Origin of the sequence: Streptomyces sp. CB03238, from assembly GCF_002099185.1 — a bacterium.
GTDB lineage: Bacteria > Actinomycetota > Actinomycetes > Streptomycetales > Streptomycetaceae > Streptomyces.
The window spans coordinates 123,849-139,202 of sequence record NZ_NBCN01000011.1; the positions used below are offsets into that span (position 1 = coordinate 123,849).

A 15,354-nucleotide genomic window follows, 5' to 3' on the forward strand; every position below is an offset into this window, starting at 1 on the left:
CGTGAGTAAGGCCACGGGCGCCGGATCGGCCGCTTCCGGAACGAACGGTGCCCGTGGCCCTGCCACGGACTCCCAGGGGGTTACGGTGACGACGTACGACGACGGCCCACTGCCCGCCGAGCGGCCCGCCGCCGGGCAGCAGGCGGCGCAGCCCTACCACCCGCCGCAGGCGTACGCCACGCAGGGCGGCGGCAGCGCCGGCACCACGGGCACGGTGCGCCGACCGCGTACGGGGGCCAAGACGACGCCCCGTACGCGCAAGGCACGACTGCGGGTGGCCAAGGCCGACCCGTGGTCGGTGATGAAGGTCAGCTTCCTGCTCTCCATCGCGCTGGGCATCTGCACGGTGGTGGCGGCGGCGGTGCTGTGGATGGTCATGGACGCGATGGGCGTCTTCTCGACCGTCGGCGGCACGATCAGCGAGGCCACCGGCTCCAACGAGCACAATGGCTTCGATCTCCAATCGTTCCTGTCGCTGCCGCGCGTGCTGGTCTTCACCTCGGTGATCGCCGTCATCGACGTCGTCCTGGCGACCGCGTTGGCGACGCTGGGTGCCTTCATCTACAACCTGTCCGCCGGCTTCGTGGGCGGCGTGGAGCTCACGCTCGCCGAGGACGAATAGCGGATTTGGGAAGACGCCGCTCCGTGCGCTAATCTTCAGAGGTCAGCGCGCAGCGCGGAGGGGCTATAGCTCAGTTGGTTAGAGCGCATCCCTGATAAGGATGAGGCCACAGGTTCAAATCCTGTTAGCCCCACAGTGACGATCGGCCCGGCCGGAGAATCTCTCCGCCCGGGCCGATCGCTTTGTGCCCGGAGTCCGTTGGCGGGAGTCCATTGGGCGGGACGTAGGTCACCGATCGGTATCGGTCGGTGTGTATAGTCGGGCGCCAGAAGGTCTCCTACGTCAAGGAAAGACGAGGTCGCGCGGTGAAGAAGCTCCTCCTGGTCGCACTGGCCGCCATCGGCGGGCTCCTCGTGTACCGCCAGATCCAGGCGGATCGCGCCGAGCAGGATCTGTGGACGGAGGCGACCGACTCCGTGCCCGCAGGTTCGGGTGTGTGAGACGCACGCAAGCAGTCCGCGTATGGGCCCTGGTCGCTGGAGAAGCGGCCGGGGCCCATTGCTTTTCGGCGCTTTTCGGCGGCCCTTTCGCGCTGTTGCCGTACCGTGACACAGCGTCCCTTGAGTTCACCTACGCAAATCACTAGCTTGCGAGAGCAAAGTTGAATGATCGCGGTCAGGGGGATCCGCGTGGGAAGAGCGTGGTGGGGGGCGGGCGTACTGCTGGGCCTCCTTGCGGGAACGCTGCCGGCCGCCGGTGCGGCGGGCGCGGCCGTAAGGGAGCCGGAGCCGGTGGACGGGCGGGGCGGCGCGCTGGTGATGGTGCTCGACTCGTCCGGGTCCATGGCGGACGGCGACGGAGTCGGGCGCACCCGGATGGAGGCCGCGCGGGAGGCCGTCGGGACCGTGGTGGACGGCCTGCCGGACGGCTGTCCGGCCGGGCTGCGGCTGTATGGGGCGGACCGGCCCAGGGGCTGCACGGACACCCGGCTCGTCCAGCCCGTGCGGGCGCTGGACCGGGCGGGGCTCAAGCGAGCCGTGGCGGCCGTGCGGCCCGAGGGGGACACGCCCATCGGGCTGTCGTTGCGCAAGGCGGCGGAGGACCTGCCCAGGGTGGCGGACGGGAAGAGCGGGGCACGGACGATCCTGCTGATCTCCGACGGCGAGGACAACTGCGGCGACCCGGAGCCGTGCGGGCGAGGTGGCACGGCGGCTCGCCAAGGACGGCGTCGGGCTGCGGGTCGACACCGTCGGCTTCCAGGTCCGGGGCGCGGCGCGGGAGCAGCTGGAGTGCATCGCCGAGGCGGGCAACGGCCGCTACTACGACGCCCCCGACGCGAAGGCGCTCGCCCGCCAGCTCCAGCGGGCCTCGCAGTTCTCGGCGGACGGCTACCGACTGCGGGGCGAGCGGGTGACGGTCACGCCGGTCACCCACGGCGCTCCCACCCTCGTACCGGGGCAGTACCTGGACACCATCGGGCCCGGGGAGAAGCGGCACTACGCGGTGGACCTGGACGCGGCTTCCGCTGCGCGCGAGGGGGCGTCGTTCTGCGCGTGGCCCTGCTGGGCGGCGAGGTGGCGGGTCCGCAGCACGGCGCGCCCGCCATCGCCGGGGGCGGCAAGGACAAGCGGGACGATTCGGCCGGGCGCGCAGACAGCGGCGGGACGGGCGGGGCAGGATGGACCGGCACCGCGGTTGCCCCGGCGGTGGGCGGCGCGGTGGTGCTGATCGCGGGAGCCGCGTTCGTACGGGTGCGGCGCAGGGCGGCGACGAAGAGGACGAGGGGAAGCGCGTGATGAGGCGGAGGGGCGGCACGGCCGACGGCCGGGCGGTGTCGGCGGTGTCGGCGCTGTCGGCGGCGTCGGCGGTACTCGCGGCGGTGTGCGTGACGGCGGTGCTGCCGGGCCAGGCAGGGGCGGCTCAGCCGGCCGCCGGCCGGGCGGAGGCGGCGGCGGGCGCGTCCGGTGGGTACGTCTTCGCCGACGGCATCCAGCAGATCCGCGGGGCGGCGACCACCAGTGAATCGCCCCGGCTCGACGCGGGCGGGACGTACAGGGACGCCATCAAGGGCGGTGCCAAGCTCATCTACCGCCTGGACCTGGACGCGAAGACCAACGCGTACGTCTCCGCCGTCGCCGTACCGAAACCCGGCAGCAAGGTCGGCAGTTCGGACAGCCTGAAGGTGGCCCTCCAGGACCGGAACGGCTTCGACTGCAGCGCGAACGAGACCCGTTTCGGTGCGGCCGAGTTTCCCCGCCCGGTCGCGGCCTATGCGCACCGGACGATGAACAGGGACAGGTCCTCCTGCCAGGAGGCCGGTCGGTACTACGTCGTCATCGAGCGCGGCAGCAGAGCCACCTCCACTCCCGAGGCGTGGGACCTGGAGATCCGCCACCAACTGGAGCCCAGGCTGAAGACGGAGGGCCCGACGGCGGCCCCCGAGAACTGGCCCAGCGCCTCGCCCCCGGCCGCGGCCGGCGAACCGCGGGAGCGGGCCGGAGGCGCGAGCTTCCACGACGCGACCGGCCTGTCCGAGGGCGAGTGGACGGACCGCATCGAGCCGGGCCAGTCCCTCTTCTACCGGGTGCCGGTGAACTGGGGCCAGCAGCTCTTCGCCGGCGCCGACCTCGGCAACACCTCCGGCCGAGGGTTCGTGGGCAGCGCGCTCGCCGTGACGCTCTACAACCCGATGCAGGGCGTGGTCAGCAGTTCCGACTCGGTGACCTACGACGGCAAGCAGAAGTCCGCCGACCTCGACCCGATGCCGCCGGTGAAGTACGAGAACCGCTTCGACTCCGGCTCCTCGTTCGTGAACACCAGGTTCGCGGGCTGGTACTACCTGCGGGTCAGCCTGAGCCCGAAGGTCGGGGAGGAGTTCGGGAAGAAGCCGTACGGTCTGACGCTGCGGGTCAGCCTGGAGGGCACGCCCCAGGCGGCTCCGGCCTACGACGGGCCGGCCGGCATCTTCGCCGTCACGGAGGCGGACGAGGACGCGGCGGCGAACGGCCAGAGCGGGCCGGAGGCGGCGAAGAGCGGCACGATGAAGCTGGTCGGCGCGGCCAGTATCGGGGCTGGCGCCGTGCTCGTGCTCGGGCTGGGCGCGTGGACGCTGCTGGCGCGGCGGCGCGCGGCCCGGTCGGCGGTGGCGGCGCCCGACGAGGGTCCGACACAGTACGGGCCGCCCACCGCCTGGTGAGCGGGCGGGGCGACGGGGCCGGGTCCGGCCGGGTCCGGCCTGGTCCGGCCTCGTGCGGCCTGGTCCGGCCTCGTGCGGTCGGGGCTCGGCCGCGGCTCGGCCGGGCTCAGGCCTGGGTGAGTGCCCAGATCCCGACCGCGAAACAAACCAGGGCCACGATCAGCACCGGGACCGTCACCTTCGGGGGCGGTCCCGGCCGCTTCTGCACGGGCGGCCGGCCCTGGACGGGAACCTGCGGGGCGTGACCGGTGTATTGACGAGTAGAGGCGGACACGTAAGGCACCGCGGCGGCGTGATGGGGGGAGGCAGTGTGCGCGTGGACAGCAGCGGTGGCGGGTGTGCTCATGGGGACGTTCGTGGGGATGGGTGCGGGCGCCGGGGGCGGGGCGGCCGCGGCGGGCCGCGGTGGTGGCGTCGGCTGCGGCAGGGGCGGGGGCTGCCGCGGCGGCGGGGCCAGGTGGAAGCTTCCCGTCTCCGACGGGGCCGGCGGCTGCAGGTCCGTTACGGATGGCTGGACGGCGGGTTGGGCGGGCGCGGCGGACGGCGCCACCGGGCCCTCGGGGCCGAAGCCGGCCGGGAGCGGCCCGATCTGGTCGAAGACCTCGACCGGCTCCTCGTCGGCCGCCGGGGCGGGCAGCATCTCGATCGCCGACGTCAGCGCCTTGCGCGCGCCCGTGGCCGTACGGAACCGCGCCTGCGGATCGGGCTGGAGCAGGCCCGCGAGGACCTGCCACAGCGGCTCCGGAATGCCCACCGGGGCACTGGGCGTGCCGTACGCCGCGAAGTGCTCGATCAGGGCCTGCGAGTCGGGCTTCTGACCCTGCAGCAGATAGAGCGCGACCAGGCCGACCGCGAACAGGTCGGCCGGGAAGTCCGGCTCCGCTCCCATCATTTGCTCGGGCGCGAAGTAACCGGGCGTACCCACCACATAGTTGGTCTCGGTCAGCCGGGGCTCACCCTTGCGCATGGAGATGCCGAAGTCGGACAGCCGCAGATGCGGCCGGCCGGTCCCGGTCGCCTCCAACAGGATGTTGGCCGGCTTGATGTCGCGGTGCACGACCCCCTCCGCGTGCACCGCGGCCAGTCCGGACAACAGCTGGTCGAGCAGGGTGCAGATGAACCGGGGCGGCAGCGGGCCGTAGTCGCCGATGACGTGCGCCAGCGACCCGCCGGCCACCAGGTCCATGGTGAACAGCACCTTGTCGTCGTCGGCCGCCCAGCTGGCCGGGGCGAGGACATGCGGGTGGTCGATCCTCAGCGCCTGCTCGCGCACGAAGCGCAGCAGGGTGTGCGCGTCGCTCTGCTGCAGGACCTTGGCCGCCACATAGCGGCGCCGGCGGTGGTCCCAGGCTCGCCACACGGCGCCGACACCACCACGTCCGATCGGGTCGATCAGCTCGTACCGACCAGCGAAGACCTCACCCATTGCGCTGCGCCCGCTCCCAGTTCCCTGTTCCGGCGTCGTTCCGGCGTCCTGCTTCGATCAGCTCTGGTGCGACTCGTAGTGGGCGACCGCGTCAGCGGTGCGCCCGGCGCCGTACACCCGGAGGAACTCTGCCAGTTCGGGGTGGGTGGGGGCGAGGGAGTCGGCCGCATCGATGATGTCACCGGCGGCCGCGACCGATCGCAGCAGCGACTGGATCTCGCGCACCACGCGGCGGACGGTCGGCGCGCCGGAGCTGGCCGTCGTCTGGCTGGTACCGGTGAGGACCGAGCCGCCCTGGGACTTCTTGATCTCGTCCATCCGGTCGCTGGCCTCCACCGCGCTGACGCTGCCGTCGGCGACCTGCCCGGCCAGCTCCTGAAGGGCCTGGACGCGCTGGACCACGGCCGGGTTCCCGATCTTGGCCCGCTGGCCGCTCATCAGCTGGGACAGCATCGGAGCAGACAGCCCGAGCACCGCGGCGAGACGGGCCTGGTTCAGGCCCAGATCGTCGATGAGCCTACGGAAGAGCGCCCCCAACGGCTCCCCGTACCAACTGCGCTGAAGCTCTCTGGCTCTCGCGGTCGCTTCCTGCTGTGCTGCATCCATTGCGTCTCCCCATCGCTTCGGTTCGCTGCTGCGAACCTCGTCCAGCATCTTACGGAGAGTGGTCGTCGACCGGGAGTCCCAAACCTTTTGCGAGGCACCCCCCGGCACCCGGTACTCTGGTCTGCGACACCCGCCGCTCGGCGGCAGTCCCGGGGCCTTAGCTCAGTTGGTAGAGCGCTGTCTTTGCATGGCAGATGTCAGGGGTTCGACTCCCCTAGGCTCCACTTCTTCAGAGCCTCCTTGACCGGCGGAAACGCGGGTCAAGGAGGCTCTTTGTGTTCATGACGTCACCATGGTGCCGCTCATGGCATCCATCTGGAAGCGGGAGAAAAGCGACGGCTCGGTGAGCTGCACCGTGCTGTTCAGGGCCGGCGGGTCGAGGGCCGCTGAGGCAGGAATCCGAGGTCTTCGACGATGAGAAGGCTGCAGAGCGCTTCCGTGACCTGGTGAAGGGATCCGCGGGGGAAGCCCCGCCCCAAGGGCCGAGCCATATGTCACCCGGCAGGTTCGATACGGAGGACGGCGGCGTTGGCGCGGATCTCGATGACCTCCAGGCTCATGGCGTCGTTGATGGTCGCGACTGTTCCCAGGCCGCAGCTCAGCCCGACGCCGCCGCCCCCCTCCGACGACACACCGCCGCCACCGGCGCAACCCGAAACGCTGTAGCCCGACCCCGTGAGTGGCGCGGCCATCTCGACCGCGTCGCCGGTGATCGCAGTCACTTTGATGGGCCCGAGGCCATACCTTCCCGGCACTGTCACGACGTCCCCCACGGCGACCTTGATCTCGCACGTCCCGTCAGCGCACGGCCCGGTCGGCGAGGGCGACGGCGTGGGAGTCGGCGTGGGGTTGGATGCCGGTGCCGCGGAGCCGGACCCGCTGGGCCGGCCCTCGGCGGGGGGCCCGTCCGAAGAATCCGAGGAACATGACGGGAGAGCGGCGAACACGAGGGCGACAACGGCGGTGGATAACGCTCGGCGCATCATGACTGCCATGGAACCCCGCCCAACCGGTTGTGTCCAGGGAAGTAGCGCGTGTTGACACATCAGCACCGGCGTACGTCCGAGGCTGACGGGCTCCACACTCCAGGACCCCTGACCTGCGGAAACGCCGGACAGGGGGTTTTCTTCGCCGCCGTGGACCGCCGCGGAGGCGCCCGTGTGGCTCAGTGCCGCGGTGGCGGACCGCTGCTGTGGCGGACGATCAGCTCGACGGGGACGACGGGGTCGATCCGGGGCTCGGCCGGGCCGTCGATGCGGCCCAGGAGGAGCCGGAGGGAGCGGGTGCCGATCTCGGTGAAGTCGGTGCGTACGGTGGTCAGCGGGGGCAGCAGATGGGCGGCCTCGGGGATGTCGTCGTAGCCCACGACGCTGACGTCGCCGGGTACGGACCGTCCGGCTTCGTGGAGGGCGTGCAGCAGGCCGAGTGCCATCTGGTCGTTGGAGGCGAAGACCGCGGTGACGTCCGGGCGCAGCGCCAGGCGGCGGCCCAGGTCGTAGCCGGAGTCGGCGCTCCAGTCGCCGACGAGGGGGTCGGGGACCTCGGCGCCGGCCGCGGCGAGGGTGTCGCGCCAGCTCGCCAGCCGCCGGTCGGCGGAGGTCCAGCCCGTGGGCCCCGCGATGTGCCAGACGGTGTGGTGGCCGAGGCGCAGCAGGTGCTCGGTGGCTTCGCGCGCTCCGGTGCGGGAGTCGGCGGTGACCAGAGGGGTGCCGTCCTCGAGGTCGCTCTCCAGGACGACCAGGGGGGTGTCGAGGCGGGCGTCCGCCAGCGCTCTGCCCACCCAGAGCTGCGGGGCGATGGCGATCACGCCCTCCGCGCCCTCGGCGGACAGCCGGTCGACCGCGCGTGCGACCGTGTCGTGGTCGGCCGTGCCGTGGTCGGCCGTGTCGATGGCGATGGAGCTGACCAGGTATCCGGCGTCCTGGGCCGCGGTGTTGATCGCGGTCAGGATCGACGCGGGCCCGTAGCGCGCCGCGTCGAAGGAGATGACGCCGAGCATCCGGGTCTTGCCGCTGGCCAGCGAACGCGCGCTGCGGCTGGGGCGGTAGCCGAGCGACCGCATGGCCTGCAGGACCGCCTCGCGGGTCGTGGGGCGGACGGACGGATGGTCGTTGAGCACCCGCGACACGGTCTGCTTGGAGACGCCGGCCAGCCGGGCCACGTCGTCCATCACGGGGCGTGATCCCGCGAAGTTCCGTCTGCTGCGCCACTTCGGAGCGGGGCCGTCGGCGGCGCTTGGGGTCATGGCGGCTGTCCTCGACGTCGTTTCGGCGGTCCTGCCCGCCCCGGCACGTCCACAGCATAGGCCGGGCGCTCCGGGGCGGATCCTCGGGCGGAGCGGTCAGACCGCCTGCGTCGTCCAGGAGCGGACGGTGACCCATTCGGCGTACGGGACGGAGGGCGCCGCCGTGGCCTCGCCCGCCGGCGCGGGGACGTACACCGGGGCGCCGACGGCCCGTGGCAGCACCCGGAGGCGCAGGCCGTGGGCGCGCAGGGCGTCGGTGGGGAGCCGGTCGAGGCCGATGTCCCAGACGCGCCCCGAGAAGAACTGGTCGGCGACGAGCGTGTCCCCCACGTACGCCCGTGCCACGTCGCCGGTCCACCGGATGCGCAGGAGGGTCCCCGCCGGCTCGTCCAGCAGCGCGTCCGGTACGTCGACGTGGTACTCGGCGGCCACGGTCTCGAAGTGCTTGTCCTCGGGCACGCTCGCCCGGCCCAGTACGCCCGTCACGGTCTCGGGCGCCGGACCGGCCGGGCGGACCAGGACCGGGGCGACCGCCTGGGCGACCGGTCCGGGAGAGGTGGCACCGGCGCCGTCCGGGACGATCCGGTAGCGGGTGAACACCCCGTCCCGCGCGTCCCTCACCGTCGCGCCGGCCACCACCGGGGCCTCGTCCGGCGCGGGCAGTACGGCGAACGACGGCTGGGCGGCCGGGCTGTGCACCCGCACCTCGCCGTCGTCGAAGACCACGCCGTCCGGGCAGAGCACCAGCCGCTCGGCCCCCCACGCGACACCCCGGTAGGCGGTACGGGCCGTCGCGCCGTCCAGGAGCAGCAGGCCGGCCCGCCCGCCGTCCGCCGTGTCCACCTCGACCAGGGCGCCGGTGCCGGGCCGGATCCCGGTGACCAGGACGCGGCCGCCGATGTCCGTGACGTCACCGGAGGGCGCGCTCACGGACGTCACCGTGCCCGCGTCCAGGGCCAGCTCGGGAGTGATGCCGTCGGTGGCGGCCAGCACCAGCACCGTGCGCCCCTGGACGTCCACGGTGCACACCGGCTGCGCGGTGGCCCACTCCAGCCGCAGGCCCGCGACGTCGAGGTTCAGCGGCCAGCAGAAGTAGGCGCCCCGGGGGACGGTGACGGGGGTGCTGGGCAGGGTCACCGGGCCGGCGCCGGGGAGCTCGACGGTGAATGCCGTGTCCGGGTGGTCCGGGAGTTGCTCGTGCGGCTGGTGGTTGTTGACGAACAGGAAGGCGGAGGTGCCGTCGGCGCGGACGGCCCAGCGCAGGGTGTCCAGGTCGTGCTGCCCCGCCGGCCGGCGCTCGGGCAGGACGGACCGCATGGGCGCGATGAGGTGGCCGAAGTCGGCCAGCAGCAGGTGCTGGAGCCTCAGTTCGTGGTACGAGGCGCGCACTTGGCCGTACTCGCCGAGCGGTGCCTGGAAGTCGTAGGTCAGGACGGGCAGGTCGTTGGGGTAGCCGGTGGCGTGGGACTCCTGCAGGGTGGTGTGTTCGCCGGCCGGGTTCGTACCGCCGTGAAACATGTAGAAGCCCTGCCACACCGAGCCGCACCCGATCTTGGTGAGGCCGAGCGCGCCGACGTCGGCCGCCTCCACGCGCGGCCGGCGGTGGTACGCCATGGCCATGCCGCCGCCCAGCTCACAGGTGGCCCACGGGTACCGGTCGGCGGGGACGGGGTCGCCGCCCCGGACGGTCGTCGGCCGCAGGTCCGCGCCGATGCCCTCGTCGTCGCGCTGGTGGGTGAAGAAGAAGTGCTTGCGGCAGGTGTCGGGCCAGCCGCCGTCCGCCTCCGTCCAGAACGTCTCGGGGTAACCGCCGTACAGCGGGAGCAGTTCATCGGGGGGCAGCTGGACCCCGCCCCAGGCGGTCGACGTCCACAGCGGCGCGCTCAGCCCGGCGTCCTGGGCCATCCGCTTGAGGGTGAGGAGGTGGCCGGGCTGGTCGTAGAGCTCGTTCTCGACCTGGATCGCGACGATCGGGCCCCCATGGGCCCGGTCGAGGCCGCGCAGCTGCTCGGCGACGGCCGCGAACCAGGTGCGTACGGGTTCCAGGTAGGCGGGGTCGTCGGTGCGGGGCGTGCAGGGGCGGGCCAGCAGCCAGTCGGGGAGGCCGCCATTGCGTACCTCGGCGTGGGACCAGGGGCCGATGCGGGGGATGAAGTCCAAGCCGTGGCGGGCGCACAGTTCGGCGAAGCGCCGCAGGTCGCGGTCGCCGTCGAAGCGGACGCGGCCCTCGGTCTCCTCGTGGTGGATCCAGATGATGTACGAGGCGACGGCGGTCACTCCGCCCGCCTTCATCTTCAGCAGCTCCTCCTCCCATTCCCGGGCCGGGTAGCGGGAGTAGTGGAACTCCCCGGAGACCGGGAACCAGGGCCGGCCCCCGCGCGTCAGCCAGCGGCTGTTCACCTCGATGGGGTCGGGTACGCCCGGCGCGTCGGCGAAGGGCAGGTGGCCGGCCGGCGGAGGCGCGGCGGGTGCCGGGACGCACAAGCGGTGGGGGCCATGCGGGTGTGCCATCAGGACTTCTCCGGTCCGAGGTCGGGCGTGTCGGTGAGCAGGGCGCGCGTGCCGGTGGTGGCGTGCAGCTCCAGCAGGACGAGCTCATTGGCGCCGGGGCGCAGGACGGGGCCGGGGACGTACAGGGTGCGCTGCGGGCCGCGGTTCCAGTAGCGCCCGAGGGGGAAGCCGTTGATCCACGCCTGGCCCTTGGTCCAGCCGGGCAGGGCGAGGAAGGCGTCGGCCGGGGCGAGGACCTCGAAGGTGCCGCGGTGGAAGGCGGGTACGGCGTCCGTGGCGGCGGCGGAGGGGACGAACGGCACGGTGCGCGGGTCGTCCAGGGGCAGCGGGTGGCAGTCCCAGCCGCGCAGCACGGTGCCGTTGAAGGCGACGGGGCCGAGCAGGCCCTTGGGGCTGCCGATGCGGGGGCCGTAGTTGACGCCGCCCATGTGCTCGACGAGGACGTCCAGCACGGCGCCGGGGCGCGGTACGAGCAGCGGCAGGGTCTCGTCGTGGCGTTCCCGTTCGAGTACGCCGACGGGGGCGCCGTCCACGAAGACCTGGGCGCGGTCGCCGACGCCGCCCGCGAAGGTGAGCAGGCCCTCGCCGGCGCCGGGAAGGGTGGTGCGGTGGAGCAGGAACCCGGCCCGCAGGCCGAGGTCGCCCATGGTCGGCGGGTCGTCGGTGCGCACCGGCTCGGCCAGTGCGCCGGCGAGCGGCAGCAGCGGCGCCCGGTGGTCCAGGACGACGGAGGTGGGCGGGAGCTTGGCGCCCGGTGCCGGGGCGGGCTCGCCGGGGACCGGCGCGTGGCGGGCGATGACCTCGCGGAAGGCGTGGTACTTGGGGGTGGGGTCGCCGCACTCGGCGAGCGGGGCGTCGTAGTCGTACGAGGTGACGGTCGGGGTGTAGGCGTGCTCGTGGACGGCGCCGTTGGTGAAGCCGAAGTTGGTGCCGCCGTGGAACATGTAGATGTTGACGGACGCGCCCGCCGCCAGCAGCCGGTCGAGGCCGTCGGCGGCGTCCGCCGCGTCGCGGGTGTGATGGGGGCCGCCCCAGTGGTCGAACCAGCCGACCCAGAACTCGGAGCACATCAGCGGGCCTTCGGCCCGGTGGGCGCGCAGCCGGGCGAGCGACTGCTCGATCCGGCCGCCGAACGTCCCGGTGGCGAGTGTGCCGGGCAGGCTCCCGGCGGCGAGGTGTGCGGGGTCGGCCTGGTCGCAGGTGAACAGCAGTTCCTCCACGCCGCGTGCCCGCAGCCCCTGTTCCAGGTGCTTCAGGTACGCGGCGTCGTCGCCGTACGCCCCGTACTCGTTCTCCACCTGCACCGCGATCACGGGCCCGCCCGACGCGGCCAGGTGCGGCAGCAGCGGGGGCAGCAGCAGGTCCAGGTAGCGGTCGACCGCCCCCGTGAAGCGTGGGTCGCTGCTGCGCAGCCGGATGTCCGGGTCGGACGTGAGCCACGAGGGCAGGCCTCCCCCGTCCCACTCGGCGCAGATGTACGGGCCGGGCCGCAGCAGGACGTGGAGGCCCTCCTCCTGTGCCAGTCGCAGGTACCGGGGCAGGTCGAGGAGGCCGTCCAGGACGAGGGGGCCGCCGGGGTCGGGCTGGTGGGCGTTCCACGGGACGTACGTCTCCACCGCGTTGAGCCCCATGAGCCGCGCCTTGCGCAGCCGGTCGGCCCACTGGCCGGGATGGACGCGGAAGTAGTGCATCGCGCCGGAGATGATCCGGAACGGCTCGCCGTGCAGCAGGAAACCGTCGGGCGTCGTCGTCAGGGCGGGCATGCGGAAGCTTCCCTTCGCTTCGAGGTGGGGGGCCGTGGGGTCAGCGGGGCCGGGTGCTGCGGATCAGCCAGAGCGTGGCCGCCAGGCACAGCGCCGAGACGCCGCACAGCAGGAGCGGCACCGCGCGGATCCCGGACCGCTCGATGGCCTTGCCGAGCGTCGGGCCCGCGGCGACACCACCGACCATGGACGCGGCGATCACCACCGCGCCGGCCCGCCGGGCCCGCGGAGCCGCCCGGTTCAGCCAGGGCAGCCCGGTGGGCGACCACGACGCTGAGCACCGGTCGCCTGCTGTCGAATACACGTCTCTCCCGCGGCACAGCACGCCTTTCGCTCATGGAGCACAGAGGGGATGGACTGGTGGTACGCGGTTCGCGCTGATGTTACCGGTAACTTAACGCACGTCAAGATCCTGGCCCCGGTCCGCCATCACGGTGCACTCCCGCACGGACAGCGCAATTGCCGGGCCCCCGGCTTTCCCGCCCCCTGCCGCTGACGGACGCTGGCCGCAGTCCGGGCACACCCGAGGACCGGAAGGGGCCCCCTGGATGGCGGTCAGGCGCACCACCCGTACCCGAACGCTTCTCCTCTCCGCCGGAGCACTCCTCCTGGTGGCCCACGCAAGCGGCTGGCCGCCGGTCTCACGGCCCCCGCAGGCCGCCGCCGACGGAGTGGGGCGTGGGGCACTCGTCCTGTCGGTCACCGTCAACAAGAAGGCCACCCGGCAGGCGGAGCGGATCGGTATCCGGGTCGGCCACCCTGTGATCAAGCGGTACCGGCTGGCCAACCGCTCGGGCGCCGACCTGCACCGCGTCACCCTCACCGACCCCTCCGTACCGCCGCACGCGCTGCGCTGCCCGCGCGGGCAGGGCTTCTGGATGCGGGGGATGAGCACCGTCACCTGTACGGCACGCTTCAGCGCCGCACCGGGACGGCACACCGCCACCGTGCGCGCCCGTGGGGAGATCCCGTCGCTCGGCATGCGCCCCACCGCCTCCGTCCGGGCCGGTTACCAGGGCGTGGCGGGTGCCCTCGCGCTGGCCGTCAGCGTCCGCGACACCGTGGCGCCCCGCGCGGTCGTCCGGTACACCATCACCAACCCGGGCAACCGCACCGTCCACGGCGCACGGCTCGTCGACCCGGGCCTGGGGCGGCCCCCCGTCGACTGCGGCGGGCGCCCGGGACCGCCACCGGCCCTCGGGCCGGGCGCCGTCGCGGTGTGCGTCGCGCAATTGAGCGGCCTTCGGCCCGGTACGTATCGCAGCGCGCCCGAAGTGCGGGGGAGCGACCGGCTGTTCACCCTGGGCCCGGCGTGCGGGCGGCTCGTCCCGCCCCCGGTGCTGGTGGCGCGGGCGTCGGCCCCGTTCGTGGTGCGCCCGCGCCCGGCGCCGCCGCCCCCTCCGCCGCCGCGTGCGGTGCCTCCGCCGGGGGGAGGCGGGCTCGTGCCGCCGGGTGGGGCGGGTGGCGGTGGTGGGGCTGGCGGTGGGGTCGGTGGCGGTGGTGCCGGTGGGGCGGGTGGCGGAGGTGCTGGTGGCGCTGGTGGCGCCGCTGCTGGTGGGGGCGCCGGCGCTGCGGGGGCCGCCGGGGTGGGTGCCGCTGCCGGTACTGCCGGGGGCCCTGTCGGCGCCGCCCCCGGAGCCGGTGCCGCCGGTGCCGCCGCAGGTCTCCTGGCCGCGCCCGGCGCCCTCGGCGCCCCTGGCACCGCCGCCGCCGCTGCCGGTGCCGCTGCGGGCGCCGGTGCGGGAGCGGGAGCCGTCGCCGGAGCCGCGGCCCCCGGAGCCGCGGCCGGCCCAGCGGGAGCGGCCGCGACCGCCGGCGGCGGCCTCGCGCCCCCCGGCCCCGCACCCGGCACAGGCGCAGGGACAGGCACCGGCCCAGGCGCAGGGACAGGCACCGGCCCAGGCGCAGGGACAGGCGCCGGCGCCGGCGTGGGCAACCCCCCTGGCGTCGGCCCCAGACCGCCCGGCCGCCAGAGCGACCGATCCCGGCCCGCCGACACCCCCGGCCGCCGGGGCCTGACCGCGCGGGCGGACGGGGCGTACCGGCGGGACGACTCGGTCAGCCCGGTCGTGTTCCTGCTGCTGCTCTTCCTGCCCGCGGCGGCTCTGGTCGTCCTGGCAAGCCGCCGCCTGTGACGACCGGCGTGGCGGAACACACGACCGTACCCACGGCCGGACCCATGACGAGACCCGTGACGACAGAGGAGGAACGGCCATGGAGCATGTGATCGGGACGCTGGCCTTCGGGCTGCTCGCCGCGCTGGTCGCCGCCGCGGCGGTCGTCGCCTGGCGTCACTTCCATCCCGCCGAGGCGGACGAGGAGGAGGGCGGCGGGGAAGTCGCCGAGTACATGTCGATGATGATCGCCCTGCTGTACGCGCTGCTCCTCGGCCTCGCCCTGGTCTCCGTCTGGGAGCTGCGGGGCGACGCGGAGTCCCACACCTCCACCGAGGCGGGCGCCCTGCACCAGATGACGGTCCTCGCCGAGGGCCTGCCCCCGGCCCAGAAGGAGCGGATCGACTCGGTGGCCGAGCGCTACGCCGTCCATGTGGTCCAAGGCGAATGGCCGCAGATGAAGGAGGCCGGACAACTGGCCGAGCCCGGCTGGGACCTGGTGCGGCAACTGCGCGCGGTGTCCGCCGCCCCGCCCGACTCGACCCCGTCCCAGGAGGTGACGGCCCTGGAACTGCTCGGGCAGCTCAGCGCGCTCGACGACGCCCGCCGCGGCCGCGAGGCCGTCTCCCAGGAGACGCTGTCCCCGGTGCTGTGGGCCGGGATCTTCGTGGGCGCGCTCCTGTCCGTCGGCATGCTGTTCTTCTTCGGCATCGGGCGCAGTCCGGGCCAGCTGATGATGGCGATGGGCATGGTGGTGCTCACCGTCTTCCTCGGGCTCCTCATCCACTACCTCTCCACGCCCTTCGGTGACGTGATGGGAGTCAGCCCGGACCCGTTCACGCGCTACTTCCCCGCAGCCACAACCGCGACCGCGGCCGCGGCCTGAGCCGGACGGGTGGTGTTCATCGGAAGATCTGCGCAGCGGCGGCGT

Annotated in this window: 11 protein-coding genes, 2 tRNA genes and 2 pseudogenes; 8 read left to right on the top strand and 7 right to left on the bottom strand. The window is 73.5% G+C overall.

What is annotated here, in order from left to right; translation table 11 throughout:
* Window position 1 precedes the first annotated feature (1 nt).
* From BKD26_RS21640 to BKD26_RS21660, 5 genes and pseudogenes are all read left to right on the top strand, one after another.
* Window positions 2-622, top strand: coding sequence for a DUF3566 domain-containing protein (locus BKD26_RS21640; protein ID WP_084900706.1), 621 nt, complete (start codon window positions 2-4; stop codon window positions 620-622).
* Window positions 623-681: 59 nt separating this feature from the next.
* A tRNA-Ile gene (locus BKD26_RS21645) sits at window positions 682-755 on the top strand.
* Window positions 756-927: 172 nt separating this feature from the next.
* Entirely contained in the window at window positions 928-1,062 is a 135-nt protein-coding gene (locus tag BKD26_RS41425; RefSeq protein ID WP_003958712.1) for a DLW-39 family protein, read from the top strand.
* Between the two features lie 165 nt (window positions 1,063-1,227).
* Window positions 1,228-2,092: pseudogene (locus tag BKD26_RS21655) on the top strand (VWA domain-containing protein); the annotation flags it as partial.
* Between the two features lie 265 nt (window positions 2,093-2,357).
* Entirely contained in the window at window positions 2,358-3,758 is a 1,401-nt protein-coding gene (locus tag BKD26_RS21660; RefSeq protein ID WP_241518782.1) for a hypothetical protein, read from the top strand.
* Between the two features lie 106 nt (window positions 3,759-3,864).
* Here the strand turns inward: BKD26_RS21660 and BKD26_RS21665 are convergent, their stop codons facing one another.
* A complete protein-coding gene (locus tag BKD26_RS21665) occupies window positions 3,865-5,184 on the bottom strand; it encodes a serine/threonine-protein kinase (RefSeq protein ID WP_084900708.1) in 1,320 nt (439 codons plus the stop codon).
* 57 nt (window positions 5,185-5,241) lie between these two features.
* Window positions 5,242-5,790 (bottom strand): DNA-binding protein, encoded by a 549-nt coding sequence (locus tag BKD26_RS21670; RefSeq protein WP_073756505.1) that lies wholly within the window; start codon window positions 5,788-5,790, stop codon window positions 5,242-5,244.
* 151 nt (window positions 5,791-5,941) lie between these two features.
* Between BKD26_RS21670 and BKD26_RS21675 the strand changes: the two genes are divergently transcribed.
* Window positions 5,942-6,014 (top strand) — tRNA-Ala (locus BKD26_RS21675).
* Between the two features lie 270 nt (window positions 6,015-6,284).
* On the opposite strand, the gene BKD26_RS21680 is transcribed toward BKD26_RS21675, so the two are convergent.
* The 5 genes and pseudogenes from BKD26_RS21680 to BKD26_RS21700 all read right to left on the bottom strand — a co-directional run.
* The gene (locus tag BKD26_RS21680) at window positions 6,285-6,512 is read right to left on the bottom strand and encodes a hypothetical protein (RefSeq protein ID WP_241518767.1); all 228 of its coding nucleotides are present in this window, start codon (window positions 6,510-6,512) and stop codon (window positions 6,285-6,287) included.
* Between the two features lie 443 nt (window positions 6,513-6,955).
* Window positions 6,956-8,035 carry a LacI family DNA-binding transcriptional regulator gene (locus BKD26_RS21685; RefSeq protein WP_084900714.1) on the bottom strand — a complete coding sequence of 360 codons (1,080 nt, stop codon included), beginning with the start codon at window positions 8,033-8,035 and terminating at the stop codon, window positions 6,956-6,958.
* 96 nt (window positions 8,036-8,131) lie between these two features.
* Window positions 8,132-10,546 (bottom strand): beta-galactosidase, encoded by a 2,415-nt coding sequence (locus tag BKD26_RS21690; RefSeq protein WP_084900716.1) that lies wholly within the window; start codon window positions 10,544-10,546, stop codon window positions 8,132-8,134.
* On the bottom strand, window positions 10,546-12,309 hold the full coding sequence (locus BKD26_RS21695) for a beta-galactosidase (protein ID WP_084900719.1): 1,764 nt from the start codon (window positions 12,307-12,309) through the stop codon (window positions 10,546-10,548). Before BKD26_RS21695 ends, BKD26_RS21690 begins: the two co-directional genes overlap by 1 nt.
* Window positions 12,310-12,349: 40 nt before the next feature.
* A pseudogene (locus BKD26_RS21700) lies at window positions 12,350-12,571 on the bottom strand (MFS transporter); the annotation flags it as partial.
* Between the two features lie 286 nt (window positions 12,572-12,857).
* Here BKD26_RS21700 and BKD26_RS42060 point away from each other — a divergent pair.
* Together BKD26_RS42060 and BKD26_RS21710 are read left to right on the top strand one after the other, a co-directional pair.
* The gene (locus tag BKD26_RS42060; protein WP_143662693.1) at window positions 12,858-14,444 is read left to right on the top strand and encodes a hypothetical protein; all 1,587 of its coding nucleotides are present in this window, start codon (window positions 12,858-12,860) and stop codon (window positions 14,442-14,444) included.
* A gap of 79 nt (window positions 14,445-14,523) precedes the next feature.
* Window positions 14,524-15,309 carry a DUF4239 domain-containing protein gene (locus tag BKD26_RS21710; RefSeq protein ID WP_084900721.1) on the top strand — a complete coding sequence of 262 codons (786 nt, stop codon included), beginning with the start codon at window positions 14,524-14,526 and terminating at the stop codon, window positions 15,307-15,309.
* Window positions 15,310-15,354: the final 45 nt, after the last annotated feature.